The organism is Isoptericola sp. Y541 (genome assembly GCF_059445465.1).
The window spans coordinates 133,860-159,073 of sequence record NZ_JCAIUJ010000001.1 but is presented as its reverse complement, the minus strand read 5'-3'; the positions used below and the strand labels follow the sequence as shown (position 1 = coordinate 159,073).

Below are 25,214 nucleotides of genomic sequence, written 5' to 3'. Positions count from 1 at the left end.
TCGCGGCGATGAGCGAGACCGAGGAGCATGTGCGCCGGCTGTGGCGGCACCGTGGCGTGGCGCCGTCGGCACCCCGGCGAGGCCCGCGGCGCCGCCTCGACCTGGACGCCGTCCTCGACGCCACCGTGGCCGTCGCCGACGCGGACGGGCTCGACGGGCTGTCCACGCGGGCCGTCGCGACGCGGCTGGGGCTCAGCGCCATGGGCCTGTACCCGTACGTCGGCACCAAGGGCCAGCTGCTGGCGCTCGCGGAGGACCACGCGTCCGCGCTGCCCGGCTGGGCGGACCCGGGCCCCGACCTCGCCGCGGACCTCGACGCCTGGGCCGGGCGCCTCTTCGACCTCTACCTGCGCCACCCCTGGCTCACGGAGCTGTCGTGGTCCGAGGCGCCGGGCGGGCCGCGCCAGCAGGACTGGCTCGAGCGGCTGCTCGACGTCCTCGCCCGGTGGGACGTGGCGACCGAGGCGCGCGCGGCCGTCGTCACAGCCCTGTACGCCGTGGTGCGGGCCTCGGCGCAGACCGCCGCCGCGCACCGGCGGCTGGACGCGGCCGGGGCGCAGGCCTGGCTGGAGCGCGCCGCGGCGACCCGCCGGCTCGTGCCGGACCTCGAGCGGCGGTACCCGTGGTCGGTCGCCCTCGCCCCGCAGGTCGACGGGGACTGGCGGGACGCGCCCCGCGCCGCGGTGCGGCACGTGGTCGACGCGCTGTGCCGGGGCGTCGAAACGTCCTGACCCCTCGATGCGCCCTGGCGAAAACCGTTGCCCGGCGCGCGCGGCTCTGGAAGGGTTGCGGCCGTGAACGCACCCGCCGCGGCCCTGGACGCCGCCCTCCTCCTCGCCGCCTACGACGACCAGCTCCGCACCGACGCGGAGACGCCGAGCGCCGTCTCGGTGACATGCCTCGGCCCGCTCCGGCTCGTGACCTTCGCCGGCGGCCGGGGGTTCGTCACCTACCGCGACCTCGATGGGGCGGACGCCGCGACGATCCGCGGCTTCGTCGCGTCGGCGCTCGCGCACTTCTGCGCGGACCCCGAGATCACCCGCGCGGAGTGGAAGACCCGTGGCCACGACGTCGCGCCGGGGCTGCACGAGGCGCTCCTCGACCACGGCTTCGAGCCCGACGAGACGGAGTCGGTCATGATCGGCGAGGTGGCCGCGCTGGCCGTCGACGTCCCTCTGCCCGACGGCGTGACCCTGCGCCGTGTGACGGCGGAGGCGGACGTGCGCGCGATGACCGCGATGGCGGACGAAGTCTTCGGCGACGACCCCGCGACCTCCGGAATCGCGGACGCGCTGCTGCGCCGCCAGGCGATCGACCCGGACATGGAGCTCTGGGTCGCCGAGGCGGACGGGCAGGTCGTCAGCGCCGGCCGGCTCGAGCCGGTGGCCGACACGGCGTTCGCCGGGCTCTGGGGCGGGTCGACCCGCCCCGAGTGGCGGGGCCGCGGCATCTACCGCGCGCTGACCGCCGCCCGGGCGCGCTCCGCCCTCGCGCGGGGCAAGACGTACATGCACAGCGACTCCACCGAGTTCTCCCGGCCCATCCTGGAGCGCTCGGGCCTGGTCAAGGTCTCCACCACGACGCCGTACATCTGGCGCCAGTAGACGGGGCGGGCCCGTGGGACTCGACGACGATCCCTTCGACCACCGCGTCACCAAGGACGGCAAGGTCCTGGTGAGCCGGGGTGGTCGGTTGGTCGTCACCGTCTCGGGCGCGCGCGCCGCCCGGCTGGTCGCGCTGCTCGGCCAGGACCCCGCGACCGACCAGGAGCTGCTGGCGCGCGCGACCGGCAACTACCGCCGCGGCAACGAGCGTCGCGAGCACCGGCCGTGACCGGTGTACGAGACGGGCGGCAGGCGCCTCCCTCCCCGATGACGCCCCGTGGCAAGCGCTCTTTGCGCCCTGGTGACAAGGGGAGCGCGGCGGGCCGTGGGGGGACTAGGGTCCGTCATTGCCGCCCGCACCGTTGCGGGCGGCGCCCGCAGGATGGCACCGGGGGTGGACCCCGGGCCGGGACGCAGGAGGGCACGTGAGCGAGGCGCTCAGGCCGCTCGTGGGGGCACGCCGGTGAGCCGCGCGCGGCTGCTCGTGCGGCGTTCGTCCGCGCACCGGGGTCTGCTGCTCCTCGTGGCGCTGCTGGTCGCCACCGTCTCGGCGGCGCTCGGCACGACGGCCGGCACCGTGCGGGCGGCCGAGGCACAGATCGTGCAGGACGGGCTCACCCGGGGCGGCGCGCCGGGCGTGGTCGAGGTGACCACGCGGCTCGCGCCGCCCGAGGACGCCGCCGCGCAGGACGAGGCGCTGCGCCGGCACCTCGGCCAGCTCTTCGCCGGCGCCAGCTACGACGTCGTGCGGCAGGAGGTGCCCGACGACGACTCGGACGACCCGTTCGTCCGCTGGACGCTCACCCCGGACGTCGCGGCGAGCCGCGTCGCCGACCTGAAGGTCCTGGCGGCGGGCTCCGACGAGCTCCTGGAGACCGTGCTCGGCGACGAAGCAGTCGCGGTGCGGGGCGGCACGGTGACGGGAGACCTGGGCGAGCGCGCGTCCGACACGGTGGCGGCCGTGGGCGCGGCGTCGGCCGTCACGCTGGTCCCGATGCTGTTGCTCGCACTCGCCGGCGCGGTCGCGGTCACGCAGGTCGCGCGGTTGCTCGCCGGCTCCCGGGAGGGCGAGGTGCGCCTCCTCGTCTCCCGGGGTGCCTCGCCCGGCCAGGTCACGCTGGCGGCGGCCCTCGAGGCGTGCGCGGTCGCGCTTGTCGGCGCGGTCGTCGGGGTCGGGGTCGCGGCCGTCGTGCTCGTCGCCCAGGGCGCGGTCGCCGGGGCGGGAGCGGGCGGGCGCCTGGCCGCCGCGGTCGCGCCGGCCGCAGTGGTCACGGCGGTGGTCGCCGTCCTGGTGCTCGGCGCGGTGAGCGGTGCGCAGGCGCGCGCCGCGGCCTCGCTGCGGCCTGCGGACGCCTCGGGGCGGGGGCGGCAGGCGGCGGCGTGGGGCACCGTCGTGCTCGTCGTCGCCGCGGCCGGGGTGACGACGTGGCTGCTGCGGCGATACGGCTCACCGCTGGTGCCGACGCCGCAGGGTGGCCAGACCGACCCGGCGGCGGCCGCGGCGCCGGCCCTCGTCCTCGCGGCCGCGGCCGTTGTGGCGGTCGCGCTGCTCGGCCCGCTGTCGCGCGGCTGGGCGACGCTCGCCGCGCGCCGCACCGACACGCGGGTGCTGGCCGCACGGCAGGTCGCGCGCCGGCTGGCGGTCACGGCGGTCCCCGTGGTCCTGGTCGTCCTCGCCGCCGGGAGCCTCGCCCTCTCGGCCGCCTACACGGGCACGGCCCAGCAGGTCCGCGCGGACGCCACCGGCCTCGCCACCGGCAGCGACGTGCGCGTCGTGGCGAACGGCGAGGCGCCCGGGCCGCTGGCGTCGTTCGCGTCCCTGCGCGGTGCGGCCGCCGTCGCTCCGGCGCTCGTGCTCGGCGGCACGGTCGACCAGCGCGAGCTGTCCGTGACGGGCCTGCCCGTGGACCGCATCGAGGACGTGGCCCTCACGCCGGCGAGCACGGGCGGCGCGCAGCGGCTCCGGTCCGCGCTGGCGGGCGCCGACCCGTTCGAGGACACGCCCGTGCTGCCGGCCACGACCAGCGAGGTCACGATGCGCGTCTCCGGCCGGTTCTTCGTCGTCGACGCCGCGCTTGGCGGCACCTCCGCCCTCGGTGAGCCCATGACCCGGGCGGAACTCGCGCGGGAGGCAAGCGGCTCCGCCAGGCTCAAGGGCGCGCTGCAGGGCCTCGAGGCGGGACAGGTGCGGGTGCGGCTCTGGCTCGGCGGCGCCGACGGCCGGCTCGTCCCCGTCGAGGTGGGCGCGTTCGACATCGACCTGGACGGCGACGGCGACGGTGCGAACCCGATCGGCCCGCAGGAGAGCACCCACGAGCTGACGGTGGACGTCCCGTCCGCGGCGGCTGAGTCGCTGCGGGACGACGCATCCTGGCGCGTGCTCGCCCTCGACGCGGTGCCCGAGGGTTCGTCCGCCTGGGAGACGGCCCTCCGGCTCCACGTCGACGAGCTCGTGGCCACCACCGACGACGGGGCCGAGCAGGTCGACGTGGCGAACGCCGGCTGGGCGCCGGCGTCGAGCGACCCGGTCGTGCAGGCCGTCTGGGGCGCGCGCGGGGACGGGATGAGCCTCGCGTTGCGGACCAGCGAGGCGGGGCCGTCGGCGTTCCGGATGATCGCCGCGGGCATCGCGCGCGAGGCGGTGCCTGCCGTCGTCTCCCGGCCCCTGGCCGACCTGCTCGACCTCGACGTGGGCGAGCAGGCCGAGATCCCGGTGGGGTCGCGTCGCCTCACCGTCGAGGTCGCCGACGTCGTGGACGCCGTCCCGGGGGCGCAGCAGACCGCCGCGGCGATGGTCGGGCTCGGCGACCTGCAGGCCGCCTTCCTGCGGCTCACCTCCACCGTCCCCGAGGCCTCCGAGGTGTGGGTCCGCGCCGCGGAGGGGGCCGACTCCGACTCCGCGCTCGGGCGGCTGGCGGAGGCCGCCCGGCAGGCCGCGGCCGCGGACGACGTGCAGGTGACGACGTCGGCCGGGGGCGGCCGGTCCGACGCCGCGGCGCCCGTGCGGCAGGCATTCGGCGTGGCCGCGCTGGCGGCGGTGCTGCTCGCGCTCGTCGGGGTCGCGGCCGTCACCGTGAGCACGCTGCGGGAGCGCCGGGCCGAGGTCGCGGTGCTCCGCGCCGTCGGGATGCCCCCGCGCGCGCAGGGGAACGGGCGGGCCCTCGAGCTGGTGGTCGTGACCGCCGCCGCGGCGGTGGCCGGAGCGGCGGCGGGGCTGGCGCTGGCGGCCGCGACGGTGCCGGGCCTCGCCGAGGCCACGCTCACCGGGTTCGCCGTGGTCCCGCCCGCGGTGACCGCCCTCTCGCAGTGGGCCGCCCTCGTCCCCGGCATGGTGCTCCTGGGCGGGCTGGCGGGGCTCGCGCTCGCCGTGCGGGCGCAGGTCGTGGCCCAGGCACAGGACGGCACCTACCGCGAGGAGGTGCGCTGATGTTCCGGCTGCTGCTGCGCCGCCACCTGCGGACCGGATGGGGCACCGCCCTCGTCCTCGCGCTCGTCACCCTCCTCGCCGCGGCCGCCGGCACCGCGGCCACACGGGCGATCGGGGAGATGCGCGCGCGGCAGGTGTCCTACGCCACCGAGAACCTCACGCCCCTGCTGCGCGACGCCGTCTCCCTCGCCGGCGACGTGCCCGACGGGGACCCGGCGCTCGAGGCCAGTGCCCTCACCGTCCTCGACCCCCACCCGGGTGTCCCCGACGAGCCGGCCTGGGACGAGTTCCTCGACGCGATGGTGGGCCTGCGCGACGCGCGGCCGCAGCCGCTGCGCGGCGTGCTCGGCGACCCGTCGTTCGCCGTCTCGTCGACCGACCCCGTCGTGACGGAGGTGGTGCCCGGCAACGACGTCGACGTGCCGCAGGTGGTGCTGCGGGCGTCGGCGCGCCTCGGGCAGGACGCGCGGCTCGTCGAGGGCAGCTGGCCGGAGGCCACCGAGATCACCGCCGGCGTCAACGGCGCCGAGGGGGACGAACCGGTGCAGGTGGTCGTGACGCGCGACGTCGCGCACACGCTCGGGTGGGAGGTCGGCGGCGTCTATGCCGTCGAGGAGTGGAAGCACCCGCCGCTGCGCGTGGTCGGGCTCACCGAGCCGGTCGCGCCGGGGGCGACCGCCTGGTACCACCAGCCGTTCGGCCGCCAGGCCCAGGTGGTGCCGGACCCGGAGGTCGGCAACATCGCCACCGCAGCCGCCTACGTCGACCCGGCGATGATCGGCTCCGTCACGATGCGGGGGAGGACGACCCGCCTCTGGTACCCGGTGTCGACCACCGACCTGAGGTCGGACGACGTGGTCGAGCTCGCCGCCCAGGTGCGGGGACTGACCCACGACTCCCTCGAAATCGTGCCGGGCGATCCCGTGCGGCTGCAGGCGCGCACCCAGCTGGCCGACGTGCTCGACCAGGTGGTGCGGGACCGGGCGGGGACGGACGCCGTCCTCGCGGTGCTCGTGGTGGGGCCCCTGGGCGCGCTCGTCGCGGTGACCGTGCTGGCCGCGCGGCTCGTCGTCGAGCGCCGGCGCTCGGCGCTCGCGGTGCTGCTCGCGCGCGGGGCCACCGGGACGCAGCTCCGGCTGCTGACGGCGACGGAAGGGCTGGTGGTGAGCGTGCCTGCCGCCGTCGTGGGCGTGCTGCTCGGCCTCCTCGCATGGCCCGGGGACGTCACGGGGACCCAGCTCCTGATCGCGGGCGCGGCGGCGCTCGCGCCAGCCCTGGCGGCCGCGGCCGTGACCGTGCCGCGCACCCTGCGGGTGCAGCGGCAGGACCTCGCGGCCGGGAAGGTGAACCGCTGGCGCCGCACGACGGAGCTGGCGGTGGTGGGCCTCGCGGTCCTGGCGGTCCTGCTGCTGCTGCGCCGCGGCCTGGTCGCCGGGGCCGGGTCGGGCGGCGTCGACCCCCTGCTGGCGGCGACGCCGCTGCTCGTCGCGGCCGCGGCGGCCGTGCTCGCCGTCCGCGTGCTGCCGGTGCTCGCGCGCGGGCTCGAACGCCTGGCGGCCCGCCGGCGGGACCTGGTCCCGTTCCTCGGTGCGGCACGGGCCACCCGGTCACCCGCCGGCGGCGTCGTGCCGGCGCTGGCCCTGGTGCTCGCGGTGTCCGTCGGGGCGTCGTCGGCCGTGCTCCTGTCCACGGTGGACGCCGGCGTCGCGCGGCAGGCGCACGTGGAGCTCGGCGCCGACCTGCGTGTCACGGGCCTGGTCGTGACGCCCGAGACGGCGGCGGACCTGCGCCGCGTGGACGGCGTCACCGGGGTGGCGACGGTGTCGCGGCTCGCCGAAGGCGGCAGGCTGACCGGGTCGGACGGCCGCGGCCGTCCCGTCCAGGTCGTCGCGGTGGACGCCGCGGCGCTGGCGGCGGTCCAGGCCGACGTCCCGGACGCGCCGCGGGGCGTCGCGGCCCTGGCCGGACCGGAGGAAGCGCCCGGTGAGGACGGGGCGCTGCCGGTCGTGACGCAGTTCGTCGACGGCCTCGCCCTGGGCGCCGACGAGGCCACCCTGCAGATCGTGGACCGCACCCTCGACGTCGACGTGACGGGCACGGCCGGTTCCCTGCCCGGCCTGGGCGGCGCGACGGCGGCCGTGCTGGTGGACCGGGAGGCCCTCGTGGCGGCCTTCGGCGAGGAGGTCGAGCCGCGCACCGCGCTGGTCGCGCTCGCGCCGGACTCCGACCCGGCCCGGGTCGCGGCGGCCGTGCGGGACCTGGTGCCGGGGGCCACGGTGGACGACCTCGCCACGACGACGGACGACCTGCTCGACGCGCCCGCGGCGAGCGGGATCACCACCGGGGCCACCGTGGCCGTGGTGCTGGCCGCCGTGCTGATCGTGCTCACGGTGGCGATCACCCTGGTGCTGGCCGCCCCCGACCGGGAGCGGCTGCTGAGCGTGCTGCGGTCGATGGGGATCCGGCGTGCGGAGTCCCGCGCGCTGGTCGCGTGGGAGGTCGGGCCGTGGTCGCTGGCCGCGCTGCTCGTCGGCGCGCTGGTCGGGGTGGTCGTGCCCGCGCTGCTGCGCGCCCGCGTGGACCTGACGTCGCTGACCGGCGGCGGCCCGCAGCCGGGCCTGTCGATGAGCCCGGTGCTGGTCGCGGTCGGCGTGGTCGGGTTCGTCGTGACCGTGGCGGTCGGGGCGGGCGTCGCCGCGGTCGTCGGGCGGCGCTCCGCCTCGACGGAGCGGCTGCGAGAGGCAGCGGAATGAGGGAGGACGACATGGTGGTGACAGAGGAGCGGGCGCCGGAGCCCGCGGTCGACGGGACCGGCGAGCCGGGCGAGGAGATCCGGTGCCGCGGTCTGGTCCGGATCTTCGCGACGGACGGGATCGAGGTGCAGGCGCTGCAGGGACTGGACCTCAGCGTGCGGCGCGGCGACCTGGTCGCCGTCGTCGGGGCGTCCGGCTCGGGCAAGTCGACCCTGCTCAACATCCTGTCCGGCATGGACGTGCCGACGGCGGGCTCGGTGGTCGTGGCGGGCACCGACCTGCTGGCGATGGCCCGCGCGGACCGGGTGCGCTACCAGCGGTCGACGGTCGGGTTCGTGTGGCAGCAGACCGCCCGCAACCTGCTGCCCTACCTCACGGCCGCGGAGAATGTGCGGCTGCCGTTGGAGATCTCGCGGTCCGACGCCGGGGCGAGCCGCGGGGCGCGCGTCGCCGAGCTGCTGGAGATGCTCGACGTCGGCGCGGTCGCCGACCGCCGCCCGGGACAGATGTCCGGCGGCCAGCAGCAGCGCGTCGCGATCGCGGTGGCCGTGGCGGGCTCTCCCCGCGTGCTCCTGGCCGACGAGCCCACGGGTGAGCTGGACGAGGCGACGAGCGTCGAGGTGCTCGAGGCCCTGCGGTCGGTGAACGCCGAGACCGGGGTGACGACGCTGATCGTCACGCACGACCCCACCGTGTCGGAGCACGTCGCGCGGACCGTGCAGATCCGCGACGGGCGCACCTCGACGGAGGTGCTGCGGCGTGTGGAGGTCGACGAGCACGGCACGCAGCACCACGTGGCGGAGGAGTTCGCGGTGCTCGACCGCGTGGGCCGCCTGCAGCTGCCACCCGACTTCGTCAGCGCGCTCGACCTGCGCGACCGGGTGCGGTTGGCGCTCGAGGAGGACCGGGTCGAGGTCCGGCCGGACGGGAGGCAGGGGCGATGAGCGGCACGACGGATGTCACGACGACGGTGCTGCGCGCCGACGGCGTCTCGCGGGTCTTCGGCACGGGGGCGGGCGAGGTGAGCGCCCTCGCGGACGTGTCGATCGAGGTGGGCGCCGGGGAGCTGGTCGTGGTGGTCGGCCCGTCCGGCTCCGGGAAGTCCACGCTGCTGCACGTGCTCGGCGGTCTCGACCGGCCGTCGTCGGGCACCGTGCACCTGGGGGCCGACCCGCGGGCGGCTGGCTCGGGGTCGGACGGGGGGACGGGCTCCGGGGCGCGCGCCGGTGAGCGCGAGCTCGGCACGCTGGGCGAGGCGGAGCTGCACGCCGTGCGCCGCACCGAGATCGGCTTCGTCTTCCAGTCCTTCGGCCTGGTGCCCGTGCTGTCCGCGGCGGAGAACGTGGAGGTGCCGTTGCGGCTGGCGCGGGTCGACCCGGCGGAGCGTGCGGAACGCGTCGCGGAGGCGCTCGCGGCCGTGGGGCTCGCCGAGCACGCCGACCAGCGGCCGTACGAGCTCTCCGGCGGTCAGCAGCAGCGGGTGGGCGTGGCGCGCGCGCTGGTCGCCCGGCCGCGCGTGCTGCTCGCCGACGAGCCGACCGGTCAGCTCGACTCGGGCACCGCCGCGCGCGTGATGGTCCTGGTCCGCGACCTGGTGCACTCCCGCGGGGTGGCCGCCGTCGTCACGACGCACGACCCCGAGCTCGTCGCGATGGCCGACCGGGTCCTGGTGCTGCGCGACGGGCGGCTGGCCGCCGTCTGAGGGTGCCCGCGGCGTGGGACCGAGTGTCTCGGAGGTTGCGCGGAGATACCGGAATGGTCACGGTTCCGGGCGCAAATGGGATCAAGGGTATGAGCCGGGGCCCAGACGTGACTAGGCTCACCGGCGCACAGTGCAGTGCGCGCGCACACGCGCATGCACCTCACCGAGGGCTGACCCCCGCCGGTGAGCGACCCTTACTCAGGAGGACACGTGACACCTCGACGACGTCTAGCAGGCATCGGGGCCTTCACCCTCGCCTCGGCCCTGCTGCTGTCCGCGTGCGGTGGCGGTTCCGGCGACGACCCCGAAGCCACGGGCGACGGTCCCAGCACCGGCATCGTGACCGTCAGCAACGGCGAGCCCCAGAACCCGCTCATCCCCACGATGACCAACGAGACCTACGGGTCCAAGGTCATCAACAACCTGTTCTCCGGCCTGGTGTACTACGACGCCGACGGCATCGTGCACAACGAGATGGCGGAGTCCATCGAGTCGGACGACCAGCAGACCTGGACGATCACCATCCAGGACGGCTGGAAGTTCACGGACGGCACCCCCGTCACCTCGCAGAGCTTCATCGACGCGTGGACGTACGGCGCGGACCTCGAGAACGCGCAGAACCTCTCGTACTTCTTCGAGCCGATCGAGGGCTACAACGGCGAGAAGAGCGCCGAGCTCACCGGTCTCACCGCCGTCAGCGACACCGAGTTCACGGTCAAGCTCAAGCAGCCGGAGTCGGATTTCAAGACGCGCCTCGGGTACGCGGCGTTCATGCCGGTGCCGGAGTCGTTCCTCGACGACCCGGAGGCCTTCGGCGAGACGCCGGTCGGCAACGGCCCGTACAAGCTGGACTCGTGGGAGCACAACTCGCAGATCTCGCTGGTCCCCAACGAGGACTACAAGGGTGAGCGGGCGCCCCAGAACGGCGGCATCGACCTGATCGCGTACACCCAGGAGGACACGGCGTACAACGACCTCCTGTCGGGCAACCTCGACATCGTCACCAACGTCCCGTCGTCCGCCTTCGCGACGTTCGAGGACGAGCTGGGCGACCGCGCGGTCAACCAGGCGTCGGCGGTCATCCAGGTCGTCAACGTGCCCGAGTACCTGCCGGAGTACGGCGGCGAGGCGGGCCACCTGCGCCGCCAGGCCATCTCGATGGCCATCGACCGCGACCAGATCACCGAGACGATCTACAACGGCTCGCGCACGCCTGCCAAGGACTTCAGCTCCCCGGTGATCGCGGGCCATTCCGACGAGGTCGAGGGCAACGAGGTGCTCGAGTACAACCCCGACGAGGCCAAGAAGCTCTGGGCCGAGGCCGAGGGCATCGAGAAGTGGGGCGACAAGCCCGTCACGATCGCCTCGAACGCCGACTCCGACCACCAGACCTGGGTGGACGCGGTCTGCAACAACGTCCGCAGCACCCTCGGCGTCGACTGCGAGTTCGCCCCGTTCCCCACGTTCGACGAGTTCCTCGACGCGCGTGACAACGAGACGCTCACCGGCCTCTTCCGCGGTGGCTGGCAGGCCGACTACCCGTCCATGGGTAACTTCCTCGGGCCGATCTACGGCACGGGCGCCGGCTCGAACGACATGGGTTACTCGAGCAAGGAGTTCGACGCCAAGCTCAAGGAGGCGAACGGTGCCTCCGACCCCGAGCAGGCGATCACCCACTTCAAGGAGGCCCAGACGATCCTGTTCCAGGACCTCCCGGGTATCCCGCTCTGGTACCAGAACGTGACCGCCGGCTACGGCGAGGACGTCGAGAACGTCGTCTTCGGCTGGGACAGCGACCCGCTGCTCTACCAGGTCACGAAGGCCGAGTGACACCCGGTCGACCCTGATCGACCGGCCCAGGGCGGGCAGGGCGCATGCCCGGCCCGCCCCGGGCCGATCGATCGATTCGGAGCGTGCCGTCCGCGTCCTGTACCGTCGCCGACGGCCTCCCGACTGAAAGGGGGGCGGGGCGTGCCGACGACGCACGCTCCGCCCCCGCACCTGTCCGGGCAGAGACGGCCGGACAACGACCCGTAGCCCGGGGAACCCCGGAGCGAACGAGGAGAAAACACGCATGCTCTGGTATCTCGGACGCAGGCTCCTGCAGGTGATTCCTGTGTTCCTGGGGGCGACCCTCCTGCTCTACGCGCTCGTGTTCCTACGGCCCGGTGACCCCGTGGCCGGCCTGGGCGGGGAGCGCGGTCTCCCCGAGGCCGTGCAGGAACAGATCCGTCAGCAGTACAACCTGGACGAGCCGTTCATCGTCCAGTACCTGCTCTTCCTCAAGGGTGTCTTCACCCTCGACTTCGGCGTCGACTTCCGCGGCCGCGAGATCCTGGACGTGATCGCGGAGGCGCTGCCCGTCACGTTCCAGCTCGCCATCATGGCGCTGGTCATCGAGGCCGTCTTCGGCATCGTGTTCGGCCTCATCGCGGGCATGCGCAAGGGCGGCTGGTTCGACGGCAGCGTCCTGGTGCTCAGCCTGCTCGTGATCTCGGTGCCGACGTTCGTCATCGGCTTCGTGCTGCAGTTCGTGATGGGCGTGAAGCTCGGCTGGTTCCCCGTGACGGTGGGCCGAGATCCGAACTTCTACACCCTGCTGCTGCCGGCGATAGTGCTCGCCGCCACGTCGTTCGCGTACGTGATCCGGCTGACCCGCACGTCGGTGGCGGACAACCTCAGCGCCGACTACGTGCGGACCGCGCGGGCCAAGGGCCTGAACCGGACACAGGTGACCGGTCGGCACGTGCTGCGCAACTCGCTCATCCCCGTCGTGACGTTCCTCGGCGCCGACCTCGGCAACCTCATGGGTGGCGCGATCGTCACCGAGGGAATCTTCAACATCCAGGGCGTCGGGGGCACGCTCTACCAGTCGATCATCCGTGGCGAGAGCATCACCGTGGTCTCGCTGACGACGGTGCTGGTGCTGGTCTACATCGCGGCGAACCTGCTCGTCGACCTCCTCTACGCCGCCCTCGACCCGAGGATCCGTTATGCCTGAGAACCGATACGACACGGTGCCCGGCGGGCGCCGACCCCGCCCGGGGCAGGAGCACTTCGCCGCCGAGCTGGACGAGGGCGGCCTCGGCGCCGTCGACGCCGTCAAGTCCGACGAGAAGCCCTCGAGCCTGTGGCGCGACGCCTGGCGGGACATGCGCCGCCGCCCGATGTTCTGGATCGCCGCCGCGATCATCCTGCTGGTCGTGACCGTCGCCGCGTTCCCGGGCTGGTTCACCGACGTGCACCCGCGCTTCGAGTGCGAGCTGCCCAAGTCCCTCGGCGGGCCCGAGCCGGGCCACCCGTTCGGCTTCGACCGACAGGGCTGCGACATCTTCGCGCGCACGCTCTACGGCGCGCGGGCCTCCGTGCTCGTCGGCGTCCTGTCCACGGCGATGGTCGTGATCATCGGCACGATCATGGGCGCGGTCGCCGGGTACTACGGCGGCTGGTTCGACGCGATCCTCTCCCGCATCACGGACATCTTCTTCGCGATCCCGCTGGTGCTCGCCGCCATCGTCATCATGTCCGTCACGACCAACCGCACGAGCTTCACGGTCGCCCTGGTGCTCGCGTCGTTCGGCTGGACGTCGATCGCCCGCATCACGCGCGGCACGGTCATGTCGGTGAAGAACAACGAGTTCGTCACCGCGGCCCAGTCCCTGGGCCAGAGCCGCGGCGGGATCCTCGTCAAGCACGTGCTGCCGAACTCAGCCGCGCCGATCATCGTGTACGCCACGGTGGCGCTGGGAACGTTCATCGTGGCCGAGGCGACGCTGAGCTTCCTCGGCATCGGCCTGCCGCCCAGCACCGTCTCGTGGGGCGGGGACATCGCCCAGGCGCAGGCGTCGATCCGCCAGGCGCCGCAGATCCTCTTCTACCCGGCCGGCGGCCTGGCCCTCACGGTGCTCGGCTTCATCATGATGGGCGACGTCGTGCGCGACGCCCTCGACCCGAAGGCACGGAAGCGATGACGACACAGTTCCCAGTGACGGATGGCATCCGGCCTTCCGGTCAGGTCTCCGGCACGAGCTACGAGGCGGGCACCGACAAGCCCCTGCTCGAGATCCGCGACCTCGAGGTGTCGTTCACCACCTCCGAGGGCGTGGTGCACGCCGTGCGCGGCGCCGACATCTCGGTGTACCCGGGGCAGTCGGTCGCCATCGTCGGCGAGTCCGGCTCGGGCAAGTCGACCACGGCGCACGCCGTCATCGACCTCCTGCCCGGCACGGGCAAGGTCACCGGCGGCAGCATCAAGTTCGACGGTCGGGAGATCGTCGGCCTGCCACGCGCGGAGATCGAGGCGATGCGCGGCAAGGACATCGGCCTCGTGCCGCAGGACCCGATGTCCAACCTCAACCCGGTGTGGCGTATCGGCACCCAGATCGAGGAGGCGCTCAAGGCCAACGGCTTCCAGGGCGGCCGGCGCGAGCGCAAGGACCGCGTGACGGGCCTGCTCGAGGAGGCCGGCCTTCCGGACGCGGCGCGGCGTGCGCGCCAGTACCCGCACGAGTTCTCCGGCGGCATGCGGCAGCGCTCGCTCATCGCGATCGGCCTGGCCTCGCGGCCCAAGCTGCTCATCGCGGACGAGCCGACGTCGGCCCTCGACGTCACGGTGCAGCGGCAGATCCTCGACCACCTCGAGGTGCTGACGCGAGAGCTCGGCACCGCCGTCCTGTTCATCACCCACGACCTGGGCCTGGCCGCCGAGCGCGCCGAGCACCTCGTGGTGATGTTCAAGGGCCGCGTGGTGGAGTCCGGGCCGGCCCGACAGATCCTGGCCGACCCGCAGCACCCGTACACCAAGCGACTCGTCGCCTCGGCGCCGTCGCTCGCGTCCCGCCGCATCCAGGTGGCGCACGAGCGCGGCCAGGAGTCGGGCGAGCTGCTGGCTCCCGACCTCGACGCCACGGTGTCCCTCGCCGCGGTGAACGCCGGGGTGGCCAAGGCCAAGGCACGGGACATCGTCGCGGTGCGCAACCTCACCAAGGTGTTCAGCATCCGTGGCGGCCGGCCGGGGACCTCGACGGACTTCACCGCCGTCGACGACGTGAGCTTCACCCTCAAGCGCGGGCACACGCTCGCGCTGGTGGGGGAGTCGGGCTCCGGCAAGTCCACGGCGGCCAACCTGGTGCTCGGCCTGCTCGAGCCCACGTCGGGCGTCGTCGAGTTCGACGGCACGGACATCGCGGGGCTCTCCCCCAAGGAGCTGTTCGCCTTCCGCCGGCGCATCCAGCCGGTCTTCCAGAACCCCTACGGGTCGCTGGACCCGACGTACTCGATCTTCCGTTCGATCGAGGAGCCGCTGCGGCTCCACCGCGTGGGGACCAATAAGGAGCGCGAGCTCCGGGTGCGCGAGCTGCTCGACCTCGTCTCGCTGCCGCAGTCGGCGATGCGCCGGTTCCCCAACGAGCTGTCGGGCGGGCAGCGTCAGCGCATCGCGATCGCGCGCGCGCTCGCGTTGCGGCCCGAGGTGATCGTGCTCGACGAGGCCGTCTCGGCGCTCGACGTGCTGGTCCAGGCACAGATCCTCGACCTGCTGGGCAACCTGCAGGACGAGCTGGGGCTGTCGTACCTGTTCATCACCCACGACCTCGCGGTGGTCCGCCAGATCGCCGACTCCGTCGTCGTGATGCAGACGGGCAAGGTCGTGGAGCAGGCCTCGACCGACGAGGTCTTCGACAACCCGCGCCAGCAGTACACGCGCGACCTGCTCGCCGCCATCCCCGGTGCCGGGCTGGAGGGCGCCGCGATCGCGGGCTGACCGCGCACCCCCGACGGGGCCGGCAGACGATCTGATCGTCCGCCGGCCCCGTCGTGCTCCGTTTGCCGACCCCGCACCGGGGGGCCAGTGTGATCCCCATGGCAGGGGCGTCGACGCTGGCCCGCGGGGTCTTCTATCCGGCAGCAGGGATCATCCTGCTGTTCGTGCTGGTCGCCGTGTTCGCCGCCGACGCCACCGACGCCGTGATGAGCACGCTGCAGGGCGAGGTCGTCGGCGCCTTCGGCTGGTACTACGTGATCCTCGTCGCCGGGTTCGTGATCTTCGCGATCTGGATGGGCCTGAGCCGGTTCGGCGACATCGTGCTGGGACCGGACGACGAGGAGCCGGACTTCAAGCTCCCCGTGTGGTTCTCGATGCTCTTCGCCACGGGCATGGGCATCGGCCTGGTCTACTACGGCGTCTCGGAGCCGTTGTCCCACTTCGTGAGCCCCAAGCCGGGCGTCACCGGCGACGACGCGGCGCTAGCCCAGGCCGCGATAGGCCAGACGTACGTGCACTGGGGCTTCCACGCGTGGGCCATCTACGTGGTGGCGGGCCTCGCGCTCGCGTACTCGATCCACCGCAAGGGCCGGCCGGTGTCGATCCGGTGGGTGCTGGAGCCGCTCCTCGGGGACCGGGTGAAGGGGTGGCTGGGCAACGTCATCGACGTGGTCGCGATCATCGGCACGGTGTTCGGCGTCGCGACGTCGCTGGGCCTCGGCGTGCTGCAGGTGGCCCACGGCCTGGGGTACCTGGACGTCGTCGAGCCCAGCACCGGGCTCCAGATCGGGCTGATCGCCGTGATCACGGTGCTCGCCACGATGTCCGTGGCCTCGGGCCTGTCCAAGGGCATCAAATGGCTCTCGAACGGCAACATGGTCCTCGCCGGGGCGGTGCTGGCGGTGGTGCTGGTGCTGGGCCCCACGCTGTTCCTGCTGCGCAGCTGGGTGCAGTCGTTCGGCTACTACTTCGCGAACGTCGTGCAGATGACCTTCGACACACTGGCGTTCCGGGGTGACGCCGGGCTGGAGTGGGAGTCGTCCTGGACGATCTTCTACTGGGGCTGGTGGATGTCGTGGGCGCCGTTCGTCGGCGTCTTCATCGCCCGCATCTCCCGGGGCCGCACGGTGCGCGAGTTCGTGCTCGGCACGCTCGCGGTGCCGATGGCGGTCACCACGATCTGGTTCAGCGTGTTCGGCGGCGCCGGCCTGCACCAGGAGATGACGAGCCCGGGCAGCATGCTGGACCCGGATACCGGCGAGGTGAACACCGACACCGCGATGTTCCAGCTCTTCGACAGCCTCCCGGGCTCCGGGACCTGGCTGGCCGTCGCGGGGATCGTGCTGGTCGTCATCTTCTTCGTCACCTCCTCGGACTCGGGGTCGTTCGTCGTCGACATGCTCGCCCACGGGGGCAACCCGAACCCGCCGCTGTGGAGCCGGTTGTTCTGGTCGATCCTCGAAGGGCTGGTCGCGGCGGCCCTGCTGCTGGCGGGCGGCCTGGAGGCGCTGCAGACCGCGGCGATCCTCATCGCCCTGCCGTTCTCGCTCGTCCTGATCGCGATGTGTGTCTCCGTCGTCAAGGAGCTCAGAGTCGAGCACCGGGCGATCGTGCGGGCAGAGCGCCGCGCCGCACGGCAGGTGTTCACCGAGCAGGTCACCGACAAGGTCACCGACAAAGTCACCGACAAAGTCACCGAGCAGGTCACCGAGAAGGTGGCGACCACGCTCGCCGGCCGTGGGGAGAACGTGCTCCCGCCGGCCCCCGGCGCGCTGCGGCTGCGGGTTCCACGACGGCGGGAGCCGTGTGCGCCCGGTGAGACGGGAACGACGGGCGGGACAGACGGCGGGACAGATGGTGGGACAGATGGTGGGACAGATGGTGGGACAGATGGCGGGACAGATGGTGGGACCGGGGGCGGGTAAGATGGAGGTTGCCCGATTCGCGGGCACCCTCCCTCTCCAGGAATGAGAACCCTCGATGTCTGTGCGCTCCGACCTGCGCAACGTGGCGATCGTCGCCCACGTCGACCACGGCAAGACGACCCTCGTGGACGCCATGCTGCGCCAGGCAGGCGCCTTCTCCTCCCACCAGCACGTGGACGACCGGGTCATGGACTCCGGCGACCTCGAGCGGGAGAAGGGCATCACGATCCTGGCGAAGAACACGGCGGTCCGGTACTCGGGCCCGTCGGCGGCCGAGACGGGCGAGCCCGGCGGCATCACCATCAACGTCATCGACACCCCGGGCCACGCGGACTTCGGCGGCGAGGTCGAGCGCGGCCTGTCGATGGTCGACGGCGTCGTCCTCCTCGTCGACGCGTCCGAGGGCCCGCTGCCGCAGACCCGCTTCGTGCTGCGCAAGGCGCTCGCCGCGAAGCTGCCCGTCATCGTCGTCGTGAACAAGGTCGACCGCCCCGATGCGCGCATCACGGAGGTCGTGGGGGAGACCACCGACCTGCTGCTCGGCCTCGCGAGCGACCTGTCCGACGAGGTCCCCGACCTCGACCTGGACGCGATCCTCGACGTGCCCGTCGTCTACGCCTCGGCCAAGGCCGGCCGCGCCTCGATCGACCAGCCCGCCGACGGCTCGCTGCCCGCGAACGAGGACCTCGAGCCGCTGTTCGCCACGATCCTCGAGAAGATCCCGGCGCCGACCTACGACGAGAGCATGCCGCTGCAGGCCCACGTCACCAACCTCGACGCGTCGCCGTTCCTCGGCCGCCTCGCGCTGCTGCGCATCTTCAACGGCACGCTCCGCAAGGGGCAGACGGTCGCCTGGGCGCGCCACGACGGCACGCTGTCCAGCGTCCGCATCACCGAGCTGCTCGAGACGAAGGCGCTCGACCGCGTCCCGACCGAGTCCGCCGGCCCCGGCGAGATCGTGGCTGTCGCGGGCATCTCGGACATCATGATCGGCGAGACCCTCACGGACGTCGACGACCCGCGGCCCCTGCCGCTCATCACCGTCGACGACCCGGCGATCTCGATGACGGTCGGCATCAACACCTCGCCGCTGGCGGGCAAGGGCGGCAAGGGCCACAAGGTCACCGCCCGGCAGGTCAAGGACCGCCTCGACGCGGAGCTCGTCGGCAACGTGTCGCTCAAGGTGCTCCCGACCGAGCGTCCCGACGCGTGGGAGGTGCAGGGCCGCGGCGAGCTGGCCCTCGCGATCCTCGTCGAGCAGATGCGCCGCGAGGGCTTCGAGCTCACGGTCGGCAAGCCGCAGGTCGTCACCAGGCAGATCGACGGCAAGCGGCACGAGCCGATGGAGCGCATGACCATCGACGTCCCCGAGGAGTACCTCGGCGCCGTCACCCAGCTCCTCGCGCAGCGCAAGGGCCGCATGGAGACGATGAGCAACCACGGCACCGGCTGGGTCCGCATGGAGTTCATGGTCCCGGCGCGCGGGCTCATCGGCTTCCGTACGCGCTTCCTCACCGACACGCGCGGCACGGGCATCGCGTTCTCGATCGCCGAGGGTTACGAGCCGTGGCACGGGCCGATCGAGACCCGTGTCAACGGCTCGCTCGTCGCGGACCGTTCCGGTGTGGTGACGCCGTTCGCGATGATCAACCTGCAGGAGCGCGGCACCTTCTTCGTCGACCCCACGCAGGAGGTCTACGAGGGCATGATCGTCGGCGAGAACGCTCGCAACGAGGACATGGACGTCAACATCACCAAGGAGAAGAAGCTCACGAACATGCGTGCCGCCTCGAGCGACACGTTCGAGAACCTCACTCCTCCGAAGCACCTGACGCTCGAGGAGTCGCTCGAGTTCGCGCGCGAGGACGAGTGCGTCGAGGTGACGCCGGAGGTCGTGCGCATCCGCAAGGTCGTGCTCGGCGCCTCCGAGCGTGCCCGGGCGACGGCGCGGGCCAAGCGCGACTGAGGATGATCCCGGCGGGGCCGCTGCTGGCCGTGCACGCGCACCCGGACGACGAGACGCTGTCGACCGGGGCGCTGCTGGCGACCTGGGCGGCGGCGGGCGAGCCGGTGACGGTCGTGACGTGCACCCGCGGGGAGCGCGGCGAGGTCATCGACACGCCGTCGCACCCGACCGGGCTCGCGCACCTGGAGGGCGGCGGTCCGGCGCTGGCCGCACACCGCGAGACCGAGCTGGCGGCCGCGCTGGCCGCGCTCGGCGGCCCCGCTCTCATAGGGCACGCGTTCCTCGACTCGGTGCCGGTCCGCGGCGCGGACCGCACGCGGTTCGAGGACTCGGGGATGTCGTGGCTGGCCCCGGGGATCGCGGGCCCCTCCGACGACGCGCCGCCGACGGCGTTCGCGCGGGTTCCGCTCGACGACGCCGCCACCCGCCTGGCGGCGCTGGTGCGCGCGCACCAGCCGGCTGTCGTCGCGTCCTACGACGGCCGCGGCAGCTACGGGCACCCCGACCACGTGCGGACCCACGAGGTCACCGTGCGGGGGCTCGAGCTCGCGGCCGACCCCGCGGCCCCCGTGCCGGGCGAGCCGTGGTCGGCGGAGTTCTGGCAGTCCGTCGCACCGTCCGCGGCGCTGCGGGCCGCGCGCCGGGCCCTGGCCGCCGACCCGGACGCCCGCCAGATCGCCGCCCGCGCCGGGCTGACCTTCCCGGACCCCGACGAGCCCCTGCCGCCGCTCGCGTGCCACGACGCGGAGCTGGCGCACGGTCCGGTGCGCACGGTCGACATCGCCCCCGTGCTGGACCGGGTGCTCGCCGCCATGGACGCGCACGCCACGCAGGTGCAGCACGCCGTCGCGGCCGGTCGCGGCGACGACCCTTCCGCAGACCCTGCCCTCCTCGGGTGGTACGCCCTGAGCAACGACGTCCTCGTGCCTGTCCTCGCGCACGAGTGGTACGTCGTCGACGCGACGGCGTCCCCGGTGGACGACTCGCCGGCCCCGGGAGCGCCGGTAGGCTCGGCGCGATGAGCCTGCCCGAGCCCTCGACGGCGCCCGACCCGGCCGTGCCCGACTCGGCCGTGCCCGATCCGGCCGGGCCGACCGCTGCAGATCACGGCGCCGTCCCCGGCCGGGCGCCCGCGGCGGGCCGCGCGGGCCGCTGGTGGCGGTCCGTCGCCCGCGCGGTGCTCGCCCTCCTCCTGGGCGCGGTGGTGGGCGTCCTCGGCACCGTCGCGCACCGGGCGCAGTGGGAGGACCTCCCGGTCGGCATCGTGCTGGCGCTGGCGATCACGCTCTCGACCGCGGTGCTCTGCCGGGCGTGGGCGGGGCTCGGCCCGCTGCTGGCCGCCGGCGCGGGCTGGGTCGTCGCGGTGCAGGTGCTGTCCGTCGCGGGGCCGGGCGGAGACGTGCTCGTGCCGGCCCAGGCCGTCGGGCTCGTGTGGACCTACGGCGGGGTCGCGATGTTCCTGGTCGCGGCATTCCTGCCGCGCTCCTGGTTCGTCGACAGCCAGGGCTGAGCCCCACGGAGGCCCGTGCCGCGGGCATCTGTGTGAGGGACCGGTGCACGCCGGCCCGCCACCGGTGACGAAGCTGTGCGAACTTCCGCCCAAAAGCCACTTTCACCCGGAGTCGGGCACGGTCGGGGTGGGGCTCCCGAGTAGGATCCTCCAGGCGGGCGCGCCCCGCGTCCCCTAGTCCTTTCCGGGGCATCGTCCCCGTTCTTTCACCTGACGGAGCCTGCATGGGTCACCCGACCGAGCGCGAACCGGAGACCACCGAGCCCGAGAGCACCGAGCCCGAGATCGCCGGTTCGAGCCCCACCCTGCCCGAGAACCCGGGGACGAGGGCCGCCGAGCCCAAGACCCCGCCTTCGGGGAGCACCGAGCCGGCCGCCGCCGAGCCGCCGACCGAGACGACTGCGGCCGACGCGGCACCGGTTGACGCGACCCCGGCCGAGCCGACCCCGGCCGACTCGATCCCGGCCGGGCCGGCTCCCGTCGTCCCGACTCCGGGTGAGCCGACTCCGGGTGAGCCGGCCCTGGTCGGGGGCGGCGACGGGGCTCCCGATGCCGTCGACGCGGCCGCCGTCGCTCCGCACGGCGCCCGGGCCGACCCGTCCGACCCGTCCGACCCGTCCGACCCGTCCGACCCGTCCGTCCCCGAACCGTCCGCACCCGACGTGCCGTACCAGCCCACGGTGCGGCTGTACGAGCAGCGCGTGATCGGGACCGTGCCGGCGCCGACCACCGGCCCGCCGACGCAGGCGCTCCCCGCGGTGGCACTCTCGGCGGGGGCGTTGGGCGGCGCCGCGAGCGCGATCCCGGCCGATGCCCCCGACACCGGTTCCGCCGGCACCGATTCCCCCGACACCGGTGCGCCGGGCGCGCCGAGCTCCCCGCTCGATGGCCTGGCGGGCGACGGCGCGCCGAGCCGCGCGCCGAAGGTCGCGCTCTGGGCGGGCGTCGGGCTGGTGGTCGTGGCCGGTCTGTACGTGGGCGCGCAGTGGGCGGTCTCCGGCACCGTGCCGAAGGGCACGAGCGTCGCGGGCGTCGAGGTCGGCGGCATGGAGACCTCGGACGCGGTCGCCGCGCTCGACTCCGGGCTCGCGCCGCGCGCCGCCGAGGCGATCACGGTGCAGGCGGGCGAGGCGTCGAGCACCCTCGACCCGGCAGAGTCGGGCCTGTCGTTCGACGCCGAGGCGACCGTCGACGGGCTCACCGGGTTCTCCCTGAACCCCGCTCACCTGTGGGAGCACCTCGGCGGCGGCGGCACCGCGGACCCCGTCGTGGACGTCGATCGCTCCACGCTCACCGGGACGCTCTCCGGCCTGGAGGAGACCCTGCAGGTGGAGGCCGTGGACGGCACGGTCGGGTTCAGCGGCGGCAAGGCCGTCGCCACCGAGGCCGTGGACGGGTCCCGCGTCGTCGTCGACGACGCCGTGGACGCGGTCGCGGACGCGTGGCTCGTCTCCTCGGGGCCGGTCGGCCTGCCCACGGAGGCGGTCGAGCCCGGCATCACCCAGGCGGAGACGGACGCCGCGATGGCGGAGGCGGAGCAGGTCGTGAGCGGGCCCGTCGAGGTCGCGGTGAGCGACCAGACCGCTGAGCTGGGGGCGAAGGCGCTCGGCAAGGTCACGTCGTTCAAGTCGGACGACGGTTCGCTGACGGCACAGTTCGACGGCGAGAAGATCGTCGCCTCGGTGGTCAACCGCACGGACGACCTGCTCACGGAGCCGGACGACGCGCACTTCGTCTTCACGGGCGGCAAGCCGGTCGTGGCGGGCGGCGAGCAGGGCACGACGCTGGACCCGGACGCCACCGCCGACGCCGTCGGGAAGGCCGCGCTCGGCGACGACCGGACGGCCCCGGTGAAGCTCGTCGAGCGCGACCCGGAGCGCACGGCGGAGGCGCTCAAGGGCATGGGGGTCAAGGAGGTCGTCTCGAAGTTCTCCACCCCGCTGACGAGCGAGCCGATCCGCACCAAGAACCTCGAGCGGGGCGCCAAGATCCTCACGGGCACTCTCGTGGCGCCGGGCGAGACCTTCTCGTTGCTGGACACGCTGTCGCCGATCGACGAGTCCAACGGCTTCGTCGCCGCCGGCGTCGTGAGCAACGGGGAGCACGTCGATGCCGTCGGCGGCGGGCTCTCCCAGATGGCCACGACGACCTACAACGCCGGCTACTTCGCCGGCTTCGACGACGCCGGGCACCAGCCCCACAGCTACTGGTTCAGCCGGTATCCGGCCGGTCGCGAGGCCACCATCTACGTGGGCGCGATCGACATGAAGTTCACCAACGACACGCCCTACGGCGCGGTGATGCAGTCCTGGGTCTCCGGCGGGGAGCTGAACGTCGCGATCTGGTCGACCGAGTACTACGACGTCAAGACCTCGAAGGGCGACCAGCAGAACGTGGTTCCGGCCACGGCCGTGCACAAGTCGGGCGCGAATTGCGTGAGCTACGGGGGCGGCAACGACGGGTTCACCATCACGAACTACCGCAAGGTCTCCCACGGCGGCGAGGTGGTCAAGGACGAGTCGAAGACGTGGACGTACAAGCCGGACAACCCGGTCGTCTGCGACAAGCCGAAGGACGACGCGAAGGCCGACGAGGGCAAGGAGGGCTGATGCTCGGACGCTCGGAACGCGAGTCCCCCGCGCACGCCGCGCAGGCGGCGCACGACGCGGGATGGTCGGGGGTCGCAGCCGGGTCGGGGGTGGCGACGGCGGTGGCGGACGAGTCGCTCGAGCTGCTGGACCTCGGCACGACGTCGGACACGCTCGCGACGGTGGCGACCATCGACGACCTCGCGGCCGTCGTGCACCTGGGGCACCCGGAGCAGCCGTCCCCGGCGCTCGAGGAGGCGCTCCTCGCGGGCGACACGGCGCTCATCGTGACCGGGGCGGTCGCCGTCGCCCCGCAGTGGGTGTGGGTGGCCCCCGCGGGCGCCTCGGGCGGGCAGGTCGTCATCGACGAGGCCGGGATGCGCGACTGCCAGGACCTGCTGCGTGGCATGGGCGTGAGCCCCCGGCTCGTGCCGACCCGCACGCCGGTCGACGAGCGGGTGAGGCTGGCCGGGCAGGCGGGCTCGATCGTCGTCGAGCGGTCGCGGGTGCCCGCCGGCTGGGTCGAGGTGCCCGGCAGCGGGCGCCTGGCCGGCCGCCGGCCGGTCTGGTACGGCCTGCTCGAGTCCCGCGGCTCCTGGCCGCGCTTCGACGCGTCCTCGCAGGTGTGGCTCGCCGTCGGGCCGTCGGACGACCACCGCGGTTCCCTGCAGCGCACGCTCGCCGTGCTCTCCGCCGCAGGCGTGGACCTGCAGCACCTGCGCAGCCACCTGTCGACCCGCGGGCCGCACGTCTTCTTCACGTCGTTCCGGTGCCCGACGGTCGAAACGCTCGACGGCCTCGTGGCCGAGCTCGACGGGCGGGGCGTGGCGCACCGCACGCTGGCGGTGCTGCCGGGCGAGAGCTTCGTCCCCGGGCCGGTCCCGCTGGCACCGCGGTGGGCCGAGGGATGGGCCGAGGGAGGGACGGGGGCATGACCCGGGTCGCCTACCTCGGCCCGGAGGGCACGTTCACGCACGAGGCGGCGCGCCGGTGGGCCGCCCGGGTCGGACCGGGCGGACCGGGCGGCCCGGGCGGCCAGGGCGGACCGGGTGGACTGGACGGACCGGGCGGACCGGGCGGACCGGGCGGACCGGGCGGCGGCGAACCCGTGACCGCCGTGCCGCTCCCCGCCGTGGACCGGGTGCACGACGCCGTGGCGTCGGGTGCCGCGGACCGGGGTGTGGTGGCGATCGAGAGCTCCGTCGAGGGCTACGTCGTCCCCTCGCTCGACGCGCTCCTCGGCAGCCCCGACGTGGTGGCCGTCGACGAGGTGGTGCTGGACGTGTCGTTCGACGCGTTCGTCCGCCCGGGGCACACCGACCCGGCCGGGCTCCGCGAGGCCACGGCCCACCCGCACGGCCTGGCACAGTGCACCCGCTTCGTGGCGGAGCGCGGCCTGCTGCCAGTCCCGGCGTCGTCCAACGCTGCGGCGTGCCGCGACCTGACCGACCACCAGGTCGCCTTCGGGCCCCGCCTGTGCGGCGAGCTGTACGGGCTGGAGACCCTCGCGACCGGCGTGGAGGACTTCGCGGGCGCGCGGACCCGGTTCCTCGTGCTCTGCCGACGGGACGGCGCGGCGGACGCGTGGGCGTCGCCGCGCGCCGCCGGCGAGGGCGCGTGGCGCACCATGCTGGCCGTGACGCCGGTCGTCACGGGCCCGGGGGTGCTCGCGCGCGTCACGGCCGAGTTCGCGCGGCGCGACGTCAACATGTCGAGCCTCGTGGAGCGGCCGTTGAAGGTGCGCGAGGCCCAGTACGTCTTCGTCATCGCGCTGGACGGCGCACCTTGGGACCCGCGGGTGCGGGACCTGTTCGGCGCCCTGCTCGACGCGGGCGACTCGCTCAAGGTGCTCGGCGCCTTCCCCGTCGCGCCGGGCGGGCCCGGGCTGGACGGCGTGCTGCCCGACCACGTGCCCACCGGCAGCGTGCTGCGCGCCGACGCCGACGCGAACCTCGCGCGGGGCCTGCTGTGGTGAGCG

18 protein-coding genes are annotated in these 25,214 nt (G+C 73.9%); all 18 read left to right on the top strand.

The window, feature by feature from the left end; translation table 11 throughout:
- The first annotated feature begins 8 nt into the window (after positions 1 to 8).
- Complete coding sequence (locus tag AC1C2V_RS00810) at positions 9 to 731, top strand: TetR/AcrR family transcriptional regulator (RefSeq protein WP_495387676.1); 723 nt, start codon at positions 9 to 11, stop codon at positions 729 to 731.
- A 63-nt stretch (positions 732 to 794) separates the two neighbouring features.
- Positions 795 to 1,604 carry a GNAT family N-acetyltransferase gene (locus tag AC1C2V_RS00805; protein WP_495387675.1) on the top strand — a complete coding sequence of 270 codons (810 nt, stop codon included), beginning with the start codon at positions 795 to 797 and terminating at the stop codon, positions 1,602 to 1,604.
- Between the two features lie 13 nt (positions 1,605 to 1,617).
- A complete protein-coding gene (locus AC1C2V_RS00800; RefSeq protein ID WP_495387674.1) occupies positions 1,618 to 1,833 on the top strand; it encodes a hypothetical protein in 216 nt (71 codons plus the stop codon).
- A 234-nt stretch (positions 1,834 to 2,067) separates the two neighbouring features.
- Positions 2,068 to 5,031 carry an FtsX-like permease family protein gene (locus AC1C2V_RS00795; protein WP_495387673.1) on the top strand — a complete coding sequence of 988 codons (2,964 nt, stop codon included), beginning with the start codon at positions 2,068 to 2,070 and terminating at the stop codon, positions 5,029 to 5,031.
- Positions 5,031 to 7,784: an FtsX-like permease family protein gene (locus AC1C2V_RS00790; RefSeq protein WP_495387672.1), complete on the top strand. Its 2,754-nt coding sequence runs from the start codon at positions 5,031 to 5,033 to the stop codon at positions 7,782 to 7,784. The genes AC1C2V_RS00795 and AC1C2V_RS00790 overlap by 1 nt, the downstream gene beginning before the upstream one ends.
- Positions 7,785 to 7,795: 11 nt before the next feature.
- Positions 7,796 to 8,728: an ABC transporter ATP-binding protein gene (locus AC1C2V_RS00785; RefSeq protein ID WP_495387671.1), complete on the top strand. Its 933-nt coding sequence runs from the start codon at positions 7,796 to 7,798 to the stop codon at positions 8,726 to 8,728.
- Complete coding sequence (locus AC1C2V_RS00780) at positions 8,725 to 9,486, top strand: ABC transporter ATP-binding protein (protein WP_495387670.1); 762 nt, start codon at positions 8,725 to 8,727, stop codon at positions 9,484 to 9,486. The genes AC1C2V_RS00785 and AC1C2V_RS00780 overlap by 4 nt, the downstream gene beginning before the upstream one ends.
- Positions 9,487 to 9,696: 210 nt before the next feature.
- A complete protein-coding gene (locus AC1C2V_RS00775) occupies positions 9,697 to 11,316 on the top strand; it encodes a peptide ABC transporter substrate-binding protein (protein ID WP_495387669.1) in 1,620 nt (539 codons plus the stop codon).
- 244 nt (positions 11,317 to 11,560) lie between these two features.
- Complete coding sequence (locus AC1C2V_RS00770; protein ID WP_495387668.1) at positions 11,561 to 12,487, top strand: ABC transporter permease; 927 nt, start codon at positions 11,561 to 11,563, stop codon at positions 12,485 to 12,487.
- Complete coding sequence (locus AC1C2V_RS00765) at positions 12,480 to 13,457, top strand: ABC transporter permease (RefSeq protein ID WP_495387667.1); 978 nt, start codon at positions 12,480 to 12,482, stop codon at positions 13,455 to 13,457. The genes AC1C2V_RS00770 and AC1C2V_RS00765 overlap by 8 nt, the downstream gene beginning before the upstream one ends.
- Positions 13,454 to 15,247, top strand: a complete 1,794-nt coding sequence (locus AC1C2V_RS00760; RefSeq protein WP_495387666.1) for a dipeptide ABC transporter ATP-binding protein — start codon at positions 13,454 to 13,456, stop codon at positions 15,245 to 15,247. Before AC1C2V_RS00765 ends, AC1C2V_RS00760 begins: the two co-directional genes overlap by 4 nt.
- 98 nt (positions 15,248 to 15,345) lie before the next feature.
- Complete coding sequence (locus tag AC1C2V_RS00755; RefSeq protein WP_495387665.1) at positions 15,346 to 17,172, top strand: BCCT family transporter; 1,827 nt, start codon at positions 15,346 to 15,348, stop codon at positions 17,170 to 17,172.
- A gap of 55 nt (positions 17,173 to 17,227) precedes the next feature.
- On the top strand, positions 17,228 to 19,138 hold the full coding sequence (gene typA / locus AC1C2V_RS00750; RefSeq protein ID WP_495387664.1) for a translational GTPase TypA: 1,911 nt from the start codon (positions 17,228 to 17,230) through the stop codon (positions 19,136 to 19,138).
- 2 nt (positions 19,139 to 19,140) lie between these two features.
- A complete protein-coding gene (locus AC1C2V_RS00745; protein ID WP_495387663.1) occupies positions 19,141 to 20,160 on the top strand; it encodes a PIG-L family deacetylase in 1,020 nt (339 codons plus the stop codon).
- Positions 20,157 to 20,648 carry a DUF6113 family protein gene (locus AC1C2V_RS00740; protein WP_495387662.1) on the top strand — a complete coding sequence of 164 codons (492 nt, stop codon included), beginning with the start codon at positions 20,157 to 20,159 and terminating at the stop codon, positions 20,646 to 20,648. Before AC1C2V_RS00745 ends, AC1C2V_RS00740 begins: the two co-directional genes overlap by 4 nt.
- A 224-nt stretch (positions 20,649 to 20,872) precedes the next feature.
- The gene (locus AC1C2V_RS00735; protein WP_495387661.1) at positions 20,873 to 23,257 is read left to right on the top strand and encodes a VanW family protein; all 2,385 of its coding nucleotides are present in this window, start codon (positions 20,873 to 20,875) and stop codon (positions 23,255 to 23,257) included.
- A complete protein-coding gene (locus AC1C2V_RS00730) occupies positions 23,257 to 24,171 on the top strand; it encodes a hypothetical protein (protein WP_495387660.1) in 915 nt (304 codons plus the stop codon). Before AC1C2V_RS00735 ends, AC1C2V_RS00730 begins: the two co-directional genes overlap by 1 nt.
- Positions 24,168 to 25,211 (top strand): prephenate dehydratase, encoded by a 1,044-nt coding sequence (locus tag AC1C2V_RS00725; RefSeq protein WP_495387659.1) that lies wholly within the window; start codon positions 24,168 to 24,170, stop codon positions 25,209 to 25,211. Before AC1C2V_RS00730 ends, AC1C2V_RS00725 begins: the two co-directional genes overlap by 4 nt.
- Positions 25,212 to 25,214 lie beyond the last annotated feature (3 nt).